12 protein-coding genes are annotated in these 12,346 nt (G+C 69.9%); 7 read left to right on the top strand and 5 right to left on the bottom strand.

What is annotated here, in order from left to right:
- Positions 1 to 40 precede the first annotated feature (40 nt).
- Positions 41 to 673, bottom strand: coding sequence for a pentapeptide repeat-containing protein (locus tag ABTW72_RS10260; RefSeq protein WP_350856845.1), 633 nt, complete (start codon positions 671 to 673; stop codon positions 41 to 43).
- Between the two features lie 107 nt (positions 674 to 780).
- A complete protein-coding gene (locus ABTW72_RS10255) occupies positions 781 to 1,023 on the bottom strand; it encodes a flavin reductase (RefSeq protein WP_350856842.1) in 243 nt (80 codons plus the stop codon).
- Positions 1,024 to 1,220: 197 nt separating this feature from the next.
- Here ABTW72_RS10255 and ABTW72_RS10250 point away from each other — a divergent pair, with 197 nt between their 5' ends.
- Positions 1,221 to 1,988 (top strand): helix-turn-helix domain-containing protein, encoded by a 768-nt coding sequence (locus tag ABTW72_RS10250; protein WP_145796324.1) that lies wholly within the window; start codon positions 1,221 to 1,223, stop codon positions 1,986 to 1,988.
- Positions 1,979 to 2,170: a DUF397 domain-containing protein gene (locus ABTW72_RS10245; protein WP_350856838.1), complete on the top strand. Its 192-nt coding sequence runs from the start codon at positions 1,979 to 1,981 to the stop codon at positions 2,168 to 2,170. Before ABTW72_RS10250 ends, ABTW72_RS10245 begins: the two co-directional genes overlap by 10 nt.
- Positions 2,171 to 2,245: 75 nt before the next feature.
- Here the strand turns inward: ABTW72_RS10245 and ABTW72_RS10240 are convergent, their stop codons facing one another.
- A complete protein-coding gene (locus ABTW72_RS10240; protein ID WP_350856836.1) occupies positions 2,246 to 4,009 on the bottom strand; it encodes a hypothetical protein in 1,764 nt (587 codons plus the stop codon).
- 97 nt (positions 4,010 to 4,106) lie between these two features.
- On the opposite strand from ABTW72_RS10240, the gene ABTW72_RS10235 reads away from it, so the two are divergent.
- The 3 genes from ABTW72_RS10235 to ABTW72_RS10225 all read left to right on the top strand — a co-directional run bounded on the left by ABTW72_RS10235 (position 4,107) and on the right by ABTW72_RS10225 (position 7,840).
- The gene (locus ABTW72_RS10235; RefSeq protein WP_350856833.1) at positions 4,107 to 4,661 is read left to right on the top strand and encodes a hypothetical protein; all 555 of its coding nucleotides are present in this window, start codon (positions 4,107 to 4,109) and stop codon (positions 4,659 to 4,661) included.
- Between the two features lie 92 nt (positions 4,662 to 4,753).
- The gene (locus ABTW72_RS10230) at positions 4,754 to 5,248 is read left to right on the top strand and encodes a hypothetical protein (RefSeq protein WP_502892182.1); all 495 of its coding nucleotides are present in this window, start codon (positions 4,754 to 4,756) and stop codon (positions 5,246 to 5,248) included.
- Between the two features lie 141 nt (positions 5,249 to 5,389).
- Entirely contained in the window at positions 5,390 to 7,840 is a 2,451-nt protein-coding gene (locus tag ABTW72_RS10225) for a hypothetical protein (protein WP_350856827.1), read from the top strand.
- Between the two features lie 54 nt (positions 7,841 to 7,894).
- Here the strand turns inward: ABTW72_RS10225 and ABTW72_RS10220 are convergent, their stop codons facing one another.
- Entirely contained in the window at positions 7,895 to 9,499 is a 1,605-nt protein-coding gene (locus tag ABTW72_RS10220; RefSeq protein ID WP_350856825.1) for a carboxylesterase/lipase family protein, read from the bottom strand.
- A gap of 181 nt (positions 9,500 to 9,680) precedes the next feature.
- Between ABTW72_RS10220 and ABTW72_RS10215 the strand changes: the two genes are divergently transcribed.
- A complete protein-coding gene (locus tag ABTW72_RS10215) occupies positions 9,681 to 10,622 on the top strand; it encodes a TetR/AcrR family transcriptional regulator C-terminal domain-containing protein (RefSeq protein ID WP_350856822.1) in 942 nt (313 codons plus the stop codon).
- Between the two features lie 117 nt (positions 10,623 to 10,739).
- Positions 10,740 to 11,876 carry an ice-binding family protein gene (locus ABTW72_RS10210; protein WP_350856819.1) on the top strand — a complete coding sequence of 379 codons (1,137 nt, stop codon included), beginning with the start codon at positions 10,740 to 10,742 and terminating at the stop codon, positions 11,874 to 11,876.
- Here the strand turns inward: ABTW72_RS10210 and ABTW72_RS10205 are convergent.
- Positions 11,843 to 12,280, bottom strand: a complete 438-nt coding sequence (locus ABTW72_RS10205) for a hypothetical protein (RefSeq protein WP_350856816.1) — start codon at positions 12,278 to 12,280, stop codon at positions 11,843 to 11,845. The two genes, ABTW72_RS10210 and ABTW72_RS10205, sit on opposite strands and share 34 nt — an antisense overlap.
- Positions 12,281 to 12,346 lie beyond the last annotated feature (66 nt).

Here is a 12,346-nt window from a genome sequence, read left to right as displayed (position 1 = left end):
GCCCCACGGGGACCGGCCCTGAGTCGTCTGTGTGGTGGCGTCAGCCCACCACCTGGACGTGCTCCGCGCCCTGCCCCGAGAACCACGCCTCCAGCTCTGTGCCGCCGAGGGACCGGGTCGCCCTCTCGTCGACGAGGACCGGACCGATGACGGCACCCTTCGCGCCCTCGAACTGGCAGCCGAACATCCTCGCGCCGGTCAGCACGGTCGGCATGCTCGTGCCGCCGAGCGTGCACCAGCGCAGGCTGGCCAGCTCAAGATTGGCGGCGCGCAGATCGGTCTTGTAGAGCGTCGCGGAATTGAGAACCGCGCGGCGGAGATCCGCCCCTTCCAGAACGGCGTCGTCGAGCTGCACCGCGAACAGCCGAGCCGAACGGAACAACGCCTCATCGGCCGAGCAACCGACCATTTCCGCCTTGGCCAGGTCGGCGTGGGAGAAATCCGCGCCCTGCAACTCCGCGTTGGTCAGGTTGGCGTCGCCGAGGTTGGCCTCCTCGAATCGGACACCGGCCAGGTGGGAATTGGCGAGATAAGCGCCGGCCAGGTCGAGCCGGCTGAGGTCCGCCCCGCGAAAGTCAAGAAAATCCCCAGAGAGGTACGCCGTGGCCGAAGCGTCGGCGAACCACTCCTGGAGCGCTTTCCGCGCGTCCGGGCTGTCGGGCCACCGGATCACGTCGCCGCTGGCCCGCTTGTATCTGCTCATTCGCCGAACACCACCTCGCCGTCCCACTCCGACCTCCGGAACCTAGCGTGTTCTCGATGCGCAATGCGCTGGCGAGGTCAGGCGCGGACGCGGGCCCAGGAGAGGAAGCGGTCGGTCAGCCGGGCCGGGTCGACGTCGGTGAGGTGCTCGCCGGCCTCTGCTTGCAGCGTCGCCAGGTAGACGGTCAACGCGAGTCGGTCGTGCCGGTATTCGCCGAGCAGCCGCAGCTTCGCCGCCGAGCAGGGCCAGGCGATGCCGCACGCGGCACAGCGCCAGGTGGGTCGGGTCGGCAGGTGGTTCCGGTAGCGGCGGCGGGGCATGGGTGGACCTCCTTCGCGGTGGACGGGGGCCGCCCCGCCTCCCCGTCGGGGCGACCCCGGACTGACGCCGACCGCCGGGCTCTTGCGCCTCCACCGGCCACGCCGTCTTCTGTGGACCACCCTCGGGAGAGTTACGAGACAGATACACCGCGTAGCGATATGGTTCCCAGATATTTAGGACATCCGATGGAGGGGCCGTGAACGACGCGCTTCGGGTGGCGCTCAGCGACACCGGGCACACCACCGAATCCCTCGCCGAGACCGTCGGCGTCGACCCGAAGACCGTGGGGCGCTGGTTGACCGAGGACCGCATCCCGCATCCGCGCCACCGGCTGGCGGCTGCGGAGGCTCTGCACAAGGACGTGTCGGACATCTGGCCGGACACTTCGAGACGTCGTGATCCCATTTGGTTTCGTCCGTGGCAGGAGATCGAGCGCGAGGCGGTGTCACTTCGGTCGTACGAGTCGACCGTTCTGCCGGGGTTGCTCCAGACCGAGGCGTACGCCCGCGCGGTGCTGGGCGGCGCGGGCCTGATCCCTCGCGGTGAGATCGAGCGGCATCTCACGGTCCGGCTCGGCCGGCAGGGCATCCTCAAGCGGGACGACCCGCCGCAGTTCACGGCGGTCGTGGACGAGGCGGTCATCCGCCGTCCGGTGGGCGGCCGGTCGACGATGCGCGAGCAACTGCTGGCCGTGGCGTCGGCGTGCGTCGAGCCGCACATCCGGGTGCACGTCGTGCCCAGCACGGTCGGCGCCTATGCCGGCCTCAACGGACCTTTCGTGATCGCGCACAGCCACGACCACCGGGTCGCCGGCTACCTCGACAACCAACTTCAGGGACAAGTGGCTAGCGACCCCGAGGACATCGCCGCCATGATGGCGGCATGGGAGAACGTGCGCGGCGAGGCGTTGTCCCACTGGCAGTCGGTCGAACTCATCCAGGAAGTGGCGGAGTCATGGAGCTGAACGGCGCCCGGTGGCGCAAGAGCAGCCGCAGCAGCGGCAACGGCGGAAACTGCGTCGAGGTCGCCGACAACCTGCCCGGCGTCATCGGCGTACGGGATTCAAAGGACCCGACCGGCCCGGCGCTCGCCTTCGCGCCCACGGCTTGGCGCGCGTTCGTCAGCCAGCTCCCCCGGCGGACCTGAGCAAGCCCCGACGACCTCTTCGCGCAAACGCCCGGCCGGTCCACGACAGACCGACCGGGCGTTGCCGAGCACCACTCAGAAAATCGTGCCACCACTCTGCGGCCCGGCGATCCGCAGACCGTAGCGCTGGGGCCAGATGAACTCGGTCCGGTCGGACAGACCGCTCCACGTCTTGTTCTGCGGCGCCAGCCCGCCAGCGGAGGCGTAGAACGGGTTCATGACCCCGGACGGATATCCGGCGAAGTCACCCTTCACCTCTTCGCCGATTGACGCCACGACGGCGTCGAGCCCGCTCGCGCGGCTGAGGTTCAGCAGGGCGACGGAGGAGCCGAACCTGTCGCCGTTCTCGGAAGCATCCGGAACAGACCCGTAGTTCTGGTCGAACGCCTGCGCGCCGGCACCGGTCAGCCCACCGGCGGACCCCTTGAGCAGGGTGATCATGCCGGCGTCGACCCGCGAGCCGACGTCCTCGCCGGGGGTACCGACCAGCACGTCCGCCTTGCCATCACCGGTCACGTCGCCGACCGCCAGTACGCCACCGAAGCGGTCGTCGTCCTCGGGGTTGTCCGGCACGCCGGCCGTACGCTGGGTGATGATCTGCACGGCGGTGCTGGACAGGCCGCCGGAGCGGCCGGCGAAGGCCGCGATGAGGCCGCCGTTGATGTGCGGGGTCTGCGCGCCGGGGGCTCCGACGACCACCTCGCCGAGCCCGTCGCCGTTCAGGTCGCCGACCGCGAGTGCGTCACCCAGGTACCAGGCGACGGTGCCGGTCCCATCGTCGGGTTCGATCGCCGCACCGGTGACCGAGGTGGCACCGGTGGACGACACACCACTCGCCGAGCCCCACATCAGGGTGACCATGCCGGTGCCGCCCCAGCTCGCGCCGTCGTTTTCCCGGGGAGCGCCGATGACCAGATCCTGGTACCGGTTGTTGTCGACCTTTCCGATCGCGAGCGTGAAGCCGAACTGGTCGTTGCTCTCGGCCGATCCGGGCACCGCGGCCTGGTCCTGCTGGAGGTGCTGAGCTCCGGTGGCCGTGAGGCCGCCCGACGCACCGAAGAGGACGGTGACCGCCCCGGCGATCGCCTTGGTTCCGATCGACTCGCCCCAGGCGCCGATGGCGAGGTCGTCGCGGCCATCCCCGTTGATGTCACCGGCCGCGAGGGCACCCCCGAACTGGTCGAAGGTCTCCGGGCTGTCCGGAACACCCGGCGAGTCCTGGTTGAAATGGACTGCCGAGTTGACCACCAGGCCGTTGCTGCTTCCCGGAATGACCCAGATCCCGCCGGCGTGGGTCTTGGTCCGGGTGTCCGGCTCGTCAGGGTTGCCGATCGCCAGGTCGTCGTAACGGTCGCCGTTGAAGTCCCCCGCCACGAGAGTCGTGCCGAACGCGACGGAACCACCGTCTCCCGGTATGGCACCCATGAGGTAGTCGACCTTTGCGGCGGATGAATACCGCACGGTGACCACACCGGCCGGGGCCAGCGGCAAGTTGTAATTGAACGGGTCGCCAGAGGCCGCGATGTCGTCGGTGCCGTCGCCGTCGAAGTCGGATCGACCGGCACCCGTGCCCCGCAACCGGGGCGTCGCCTTCAGCCAGGACACCTCGTGGTGCTGGAGAACGACGCCGTCCCGGGTGATGGTCCGGATGCCTTCCGCAGCCTCTGCGGGGGCACTGATTGCCAGGCTGGCCAGAACAGTTGGGAGAACCAGAAAGGATGCGCTTCGCTGCATAGATACCCCGTTTCGATGGGCGCCTGGACACCATAGGCAGCCGACTCGATCATCGAAATAAGACGAACGGGCAGTGCGGGTGACGGACCATTCGGCGGTGGGCAACTGAGCATGGAGGGCGGGTACCGTCCGGAGGCGGCCGACGGTCCTGCAACCGTCGTACACATGTTCTATCCACAGGCTGTGGAGGGCGGAGGGTCCGATGGCTTACCAGCTCAGCGCGGTGGTCGCGGACGTTGAGCTGCTCCGCGAGCAGACCGCCGAGCTGGATCACGCGGTCCTCGGCGAGCTGCGCCAGGACTTCGCGTTGTTGCCGGTCACCCCGCAGTTGGTGATCGAGCTGACCGGGTCGTTGCCGGATTTCGCCACTGACGACCGGAGCGCCGCGCGCCCGTTCGGCCTGGTGTTGTCGACGGCGCTGGTCGAGGTGCTGACCCGCTGGTCACAGTCGGGGCCGGTGGCCTATCTGGAGGCGGAGTTCGGTGGTGGCGTCGGCCACCAGTCGGCAGCGGTGTGGTTGGGCGGGGTGCTGTCCTGGGGCCCACGCTTCGACGACGAGTTGAGCGGACCGCGCGAGCAGTGGCCGATCAACGGTGCGCTGGGTCAGCTCGGCGTGGAGCGCGGCACCTGGATCGACCCGTTCGCCGAACTGGGGTTGCACCTGGAACGGAGCACCGAGGGCTGGCTGGCGCACGGGCGGCGTCGACTCAGCGCCGACTACTGGGACGAGCTTGTCGAACAGTGGGAAAACCAGTAATCCGGCGTTCGGCAGCAACCTGAACGCTCCCGTTCCGTTGGGGACTGGGGGATTCCATGAAATTGCGACAATTTGCGTTTATCGCCACGCTGTTGACGGCTGCCTCGATCGCGGGCAGCGGCGTACCGCCAACCGGGTCGATTCCGAACGGCAGGCCCGCCGGCAACGTGGAGATCATCGACCTGAACGGCCTGCGCAACATCGAGTTCGGTGCCACCGAGGACGAGCTGACCCGACGCGGCATCCTGCGCACCAGCCTGGACGCCTGCGGGCCGATGCTCGCCGGCCACGACACGGTCAGCCCCGTCTTCGTGGAGGACAAACTCGTGCTGCTCTGGGTCGGCGACCCGATGCGGACACCGGAGGGCATAACTGCGGGCTCGTCCATTGACGAGGTCTGGGACCGCTACCCGGAGGTCAGCCGGCTGCGGGCTCCACAGGGGACGCGTCGGCTCGACGGGCTACTCGCCCGCAGCGGCGACCGCGCGTACCTGTTCCTGCACGACGGGCGCACGGTCCGAAAAACCATCGCCGGGTACGCGAACTGGGCGCGCCGCCTCTTCGACGAGGGCGTCGGCCCCTGCTGAACCGTCGTTCAGCAGGTGCCCAACAAGCCGATTGTTGGTTATCGAGCTTCGTGAAATTATCCCTCCGCTCGCGCAGATCGCGCGACTCTAGCGGGGGAGCCAAGCGTGCGTACAACCCTGTTCGATCCATTGTGGAGACACGTGGCGAGGTGGGCGGCCGTGGCCGCCCTCGGCGCCGCCGGAGCGGGCCTGCTGGCAGGTCCAGCCACCGCCGCCCCGACCGGCGAACCGTCGGCCAAACCGGCAGCGACGGCCGAGCAGCCGCGCCCGGCCACCAAGCCGGCGCAAGCGCCGGTCATCCCGGCGGCCCCCGAGGCCACCAAGACCCCGACGAAGGTCGGCAGCACGGTGGCCACCTGCGGCGGGCAGCTTCCGCTGGGCACGGTCAAGAACTGCGCGTCGATCTCGGGCGCCACAAAGCAGACGTGGACGATCACCTCGACCGTCGACCAGGACACCCTCTACATCGGGCTTCTGGAGGTCTCCGGCGATGGTGTCGGGGCCGAGGTCAAGGGTCCTGACGGCACCCACGCCTGCTACGTCAGCTCGTACCTGACCGACTGCGTGCTCGGCGCCGCGGGCACCTACACGGTGACCGTGGGCCTCGACTACGGCACCGGCAAGGGCGCCTACTCGCTGTCGGCAGAGTCGATGCGGACCCCGTCCACCTGCGTCAACCTGCCCGACAGCTTCTTCTCCTTCGCCTCGACCGGACGCAGCGGCACGCTGCCCGCCGGCCTGGCCGCCCGCTGCTTCACGTTCAAGCAGCCCGCCGGCTCGGTCCTGCACCTGGCCGACCCGGGCGGTGCCGAGGACATCCAGGGCGCCATCCTGAATGCGCAGTTCCAGCCGGTCTGCACGGTGCGCTACGTCACTGAGTGCACGCTCGAAGGGTCCGGGCCGTACCGGCTCTTCCTGCGGGAGGCCTACGGCAGCAAGGCCGCCTACACGCTCAAGATGCCGCGGCTCTCGCGGGCCGTCGGCTGCCCCGCCCTGCCCCTGACCGCGTTCGGTGACCCCGGCGCCGCGGTCGGGACCGGCACTGTGCCCCCGTCCGAGGGCATCGGCTGTCAAGCGCTGCGAGTCACCACCCCCGGCCCGCTGCTCGTCCGGATGGAGCAGAACGCCAACCAGTACCTCAACTGGCAGGTGTACGACGAGGCCGGACGAGTGGTGTGCGCGGAGTGGGACTCCTCGCGGTCCTGCGCCGCACCGACGGCCGGCAACTACACGTTCGTGGCGCAGAACTGGAACTGGGAACCGGTCACCTATCGGATGGCGGTGGCCCGGCTCGACCAGTCCGAGGGCTGTGCCGCCCCCAGCGGGCTCGGGTGGGACCAGCCGACCCTGACGGTGCACCAGACGTCAGCGGTGCAGACCAACTGCCAGCCGTTCCACGGCGAGGCCGGTGAGCGCGTCATGGTGTACCGGACCCCGGACCGGTACAACGACATCTCCTCCTGGCTCGTCGACGAGCAGGGCGGCATGGTGTGCGCCGAAACGTCGGAGGGGGAGGACGGCTGCGTCCTTCCGTCGACCGGAACCTTCCGGGTCGTCTCCTACCTCTCCCGCTGGAATTCCGAGGACACCGACCTGACCTACCGGATGCAGGTCCGCAGCCTCTCGGACGCGACCGGCTGCCCGACGGTCACCCCCGGGGCGTACAACGCCGCCCCGGCCGGCCCGCTCGGCGCCGTCCGGTGCCGCGCCCTGGACCTCCCCGCCGCGGGCACCTACCGGATCAAGGCGGTCGGGGAGGACAACTACCCGCAGGACGCGAGCGTCTACGACAGCACCGGACACCGGCTGTGCATGGACGAGTGGTGCCCGATCCCCGCCGCCGGCAGGTACACGCTGGTGCTCGGTGGCGGCACCGCGGACTCGGTGATCGGTGAGGACCTTCGGTACCACCTCGCGGTGCTGCCGTGGCTGCCGTCCAACTGCCGGCCTGCGTCCGACACCGGCTGGCAGGACGCACCGGTACGAGGGCAACTCGCCAACCCCGCGCAGTTCGACTGCCTCCAACTGAGCAGCCCTTCCGGCGCTCTCATCACCGAACTGCTCCCGGGTGACGCCACCGGAGCCGGCTCGCCCGACGTGACGGTGATCGACTCCACCGGGGCGTTCATGTGTGACTCCTCCTGGGCGCTGCGCCAGTACCACTGCGAGCTGACCGGCCAGGCACCGTACTTCGCCGTACTCAACTCGCGCGACGGCGCCTCGGACGGGCCGTACTCGCTCGCGTTCGCACGTACCGACGGCCCGCCCGCCTGCCCGACGCTGCCGGCGGGTGCGACGGGTGCCACGGTGACGACGGGGGCGGACCGGTTCGGGGTCTGTTTCTCGATCCCGGCCGACGCTCGCGCCGCCACGGAGTCGTTCACGTGGAAGCGGACCGACGGTACCGGTGACGCCCGCCTGTCGGTGTTCGACTCGGAGGGGCGTCGCTACTGCGGCCCGACCGGTTACGCCGTCGAGCGGACCATTTCCTGCTCGCTACCTGACGGACCAGTCACGGTGATCCTGGAGGCGGACGGCGTCGACGCCGCGTACCAGCTGACCCACCGCGACGCCAGCAACCCCGGCGCATGACGGGCGGCGAGCCGGCTCTTCACCCGGAGAGCCGGCTCGCCGAAAACCACAGCGTCAGCGGCCGAGCGACCGCCAGAAGTCGTACGAGTGGGCCGCCCTGAAATCGCTCGTTCCCGGCCTGCCGTCACCGACCAGCACCCGCACGTAGGAAGAGCCGCTGCCCAGTCGAGGCCAGCCCACCCGACCCGTCCGGGCGAAGTCGGTCCAGGTCCGGACCATCGCGTCGGAGAGCCGCCGCTGAGTCGGCGTCATCGCCTCGGCGTAGTCGACAGTGAACAGGTACGGCAGCTCGGCGCAGTGATACGCGCCGGTGGCGAACGTCGGTTCCGGACCTTCGGTGAAGAACGGCGCGTCCTCGTCGGCGAACTCGTACGCGAAGGTCGGCACCCGCCGCGCGAATGCCAACGCGGCGGAGTGGACCGGCTCGGCGTAGTCGTGATCGGTCAGCACGGCCCCCAACGTCGCGCTGGCGGGATGTGCGGGGTCGCGCGGATAGCGGGCCAGCACCTCCCCCGCGTGGTCACCGAACGTGGCGCGCACCTGGTCGCGGTACTGGTCGTCGGTGAGCGGGCACGACTCCGGCTCCTGGGCCGGCTTCGGCGGCTCCGGGCAGTTGAGCCCGACCCGTTCCATCCCCCACACCATGAGCCGGGACTCGTCCCGGTTCATCCCGGTCAACACCGGCACCGGATGCAGCCTCCCGGTGGTCAGCGCGTCCGCCGGGTCCACCGGCAGCGTGCGCCCGTTGACGACCGGGCCCAGGTCGACACCCGCGCCGGGATAGCCGACCGTCTCGATCAGCCGCGCGGGGGAACGTCCGCGCAGGCAGGCGGCGACCACAGCCGGGTCGGTGCAGCCGATTCTCCGCGCGAACTCCTGGGCCGCCCCGACCGCCTCGGCCCGGGTCTGAACCGGGTTGGCGCACGAGTTGCTCTGCACGATCGCCCGGTGGAACAGGCCAGCGGTGGCGGGCGCGGCGAGCTGGGCGCAGACGCTGGTCGCCCCGGCGGACTGGCCGAACAGAGTGACGTTGCCTGGGTCGCCCCCGAAGGCCGCCGCGTTGCGCCGCACCCAACGCAGCGCGGCCTGCTGGTCCTGCAACCCGAAGTTGCCGGTGATTCCGTCCGGGCCGGCCAGCGCCGGATGCGCCAGGAAGCCGAGCGCGCCGAGCCGATAGTTCACCGTGACGACGATGACGTCACCACCCGCGGCCAGCCGCTGCCCGCCGTACCCGTCGCCGCTGCCGAACCGGAAGTCCCCGCCGTGCAACCAGACCATGACCGGTCGAGGCGTTCGTGCGGCCGAGCGCGGGGTGGTGACATTCAGGTAGAGGCAGTCCTCGGAATCGGAGGGTGTGTCCATCGGCAGCCCTTGCAGTTGGGCGCAGGCGGCACCGGGCCGGCTCGCGTCGCGTACTCCGGTCCACGTCGGGCCGGGCTGCGGCGGGGCCCAGCGCAGCGCGCCCACCGGTGGGCTCGCGTACGGAATGCCCTGAAACGAGCGGTGGTCGGCCGCGAGGGTCCCCCGCACCGCGCCCTGGTCGGTCCGGACGATCGCCGCGCTTCGGCGGTCATCATCGGCCGCGGCCGGACCGACGGCCATCGCCGGGCAGACGAGGACGGCAGCGCCCACCGTGACGGCCCATCGGGGGTACGACACTCTTCTCATGCTCTCCCCATTTCGTCGACGCCGGTACGGCGTACGCACCGGGCTGCGCCGAGCATGTCGAGCTGGCGACCACCCGACCAGGGAGCTCTAGTACGCCGCGGCAGGAAGGACGGGGGGCGCGTGCTGGTGCTCTAGTGCGCTACGGTCACCGCGAGGCCGGCGGGAGGCGATCGTGGCGGAGATCGACGAATCCACCCCTCCTTATCTGCGCATCGTCGGGGAGTTGCGGCGGCGCATCGTGGCAGGCGACTTGGGCCCCGGCGACCGGGTGCCGTCCACCCGGCAGATCGTCCGGGAGTGGGGCGTCGCCATGGCGACCGCCAGCCGGGCGCTCACCGCGCTTCGGCAGGAGAACCTGGTCCGGGCGGTGCCGGGTGTGGGCATGGTGGTGACCGGCGCAGCGCCGACCACGCCGGTTCGGGGTGCCCCGTCCGCCGGTCGGCGGCTGCCCGTCCAGGGGTTGACCCGCGACCAGGTGGTGCGGACCGCCATGACGATCGCCGACGCAGAGGGGTTACCGGCGCTGAGCATGCGGCGCATCGCGATGGAGTTGGACGTCCCCACCATGTCGCTGTACCGGCAGGTTCGGGGCAAGGAGCAGCTTCTCGTGCTGATGGCGGACGCGGCCTTCGCCGCGCATCGGCTGCCGCGCACGTTTCCGGCCGGTTGGCGAGCCCAACTGGAGTTGCTCAGCCGACTTCAGTGGGCGATCTACCGGCGGCATCCCTGGCTGGCCCAGGTCGTCTCGCTGACCCGCCCGCTGATGGCGCCGAACGCCGTCGCGCACACCGAGTGGGCGCTGCGCGCCCTCGCCCGGCAGGGCCTGGACCAGCACACCCAACTCCACCTGGTGGCCGCACTGGCCAACCATGTTCGGGGCACCGCCATCAACCTGGAGCGAGGGATTGAAGCGGAGCAGGACACCGGCCTGACCGACGACGAGTGGATGGAGGCCCAGGCCGACGTGTTCGGTGGGTTGCTCGCGGCGGGCGAGTTTCCGCATCTGGCCCGACTCAGCCGGACGGCGGTCGACCTCAATGTCGAGACTCTCTTCGAATTCGGCCTGCAACGTCTGCTCGACGGCGTGGAGCAGCTACTCAGACTGACCGATTAGGTCCCCTTTATGGGCAGTTGTGCCACCATAGGTCGCTGAAGAGCTGCCAGCCGTCGAGCTTCCCGAGGAGACCATGCGATGTTTGCCCACAGTGGCGCATCTCGAGAGCTCACGGGGATGGCCCGGCTGGTCACCACCCTGACCCTGTTCGCTACGGCCACTGTCCTGGCCGTCCTGGCTGAACCACGCAGCGCGAGCGCCGCCGAGCTGCCGGTGCCGCTGGGCACGGCCGCGAACTTCGCTGTCCTCGCCGGCACGACGGTCACCAACACCGGGCTCAGCGTGGTCACCGGCGACATCGGCGTGAGCCCGGGCACCGCCGTGACCGGATTTCCGCCCGGTCAACTGAACGGCGCGATTCACTCCAACGACGGCCCTGCCGTTCAGGGCAAGAGCGATCTCGCCATCGCCTACGACGATGCCGTGTCGCGGACAACCACGGACACCGTCGCGACCGAGCTCAGTGGCACCACCAAGACCACCGGCGTGTACGAATCCGCTGGGGGCACGTTCACCATCGCCGGGGACCTCACCCTCGACGCGGAGGGTGACCCGAACGCGGTCTTCATCTTCAAGACCGTCAGCACCCTCATCACGGGCGCGTCCAGCACTGTGAACCTGATCAATGGTGCTCAGTCGTGCAACGTCTTCTGGCAGGTGGGAAGCTCGGCCACGCTCGGCGCCAACTCCCTGTTCCGCGGCAACATCCTCGCCTTGACCTCGATCACCGTGGGCGCGGCGCTCGAGGTGGACGGCCGGACGATGGCGATCAACGGCGCGGTCACCATGGACACCGACACGGTCACCAGGTCGACCTGCGCGGAGCCGGGAGAGTTGTCGATCAGCGCGCCGGAGACGGCCGACCTGGGCAGCGCCGGCCTGGGCGGAGTCGTGTCGGGCAATCTGGGGCCGGTCACGGTGACGGATGAGCGCCTGCTGTCGGAGCCGACCTGGACCGCGACCGTTGTCGCGACGGACTTCGTCACCAGCGGCGTCCCCGTTCACACGATCTCCAACACCAACGCCTCCTACTGGTCGGGCCCGGCCACCACAACCAGCGGCATCGGCACCTTCACCTCAGGCCAGCCCACTGCGGCAGACGCAGAGACCATCGATGTCGAACGTACGGCGTTCACCCTGACCGACGGCGTCGGCAACAACTCGGCGACCTGGGATCCCGTGGTCTCGGTCCAGATTCCCCTGACGGCCGTCGCGGCCGTCTACACCGGAACGATCACCTTCTCGGTCGCCTGAAGGCTGCCGCCGGCGGCCGCTCGACACCAGGCGGCGCTGCTCGAACGGGCGAGCGCGACCGGATCGGCGTGCGCGGGTAGGTCGCCTTCGGCGACGGCGCGGGCGAGCCGGTCGGCGAGGGCACCGTCACCGCCCAGGCGGCCGGCGGCGAGGAACCCGGCGATGGCGCGTTCCCGGTGGAGCAGCTGGTGCCGCCCTTGGATCGACAGGCAACCGGCGGGTCGGTTCGGGTTACGGCGACCACGTTCTGGCGCAGCAGGGGGGCGACCACCTGGTACGCGGTCGGTTGGGCGAAGACGTCCCGCGCGTACCCCCTGTCCTTTTCGACGTAGGGCCACGGCCTTGCGGAACAGCTCCTCCTTGCTGCCGAAGGCGGCGCAGAGGCTGGGCTTGTTGATCCCCATCGCTCGGCAAGGTCGCTTACCGAGTAGTGAAAACCGATCGGTACAGAAATTTGTCGACCCGGGCGG

Origin of the sequence: Micromonospora sp. NPDC127501, assembly GCF_040302185.1 — a bacterium.
Classification (GTDB): domain Bacteria; phylum Actinomycetota; class Actinomycetes; order Mycobacteriales; family Micromonosporaceae; genus Micromonospora.
This window is presented reverse-complemented; position numbering and strand designations above follow the sequence as displayed.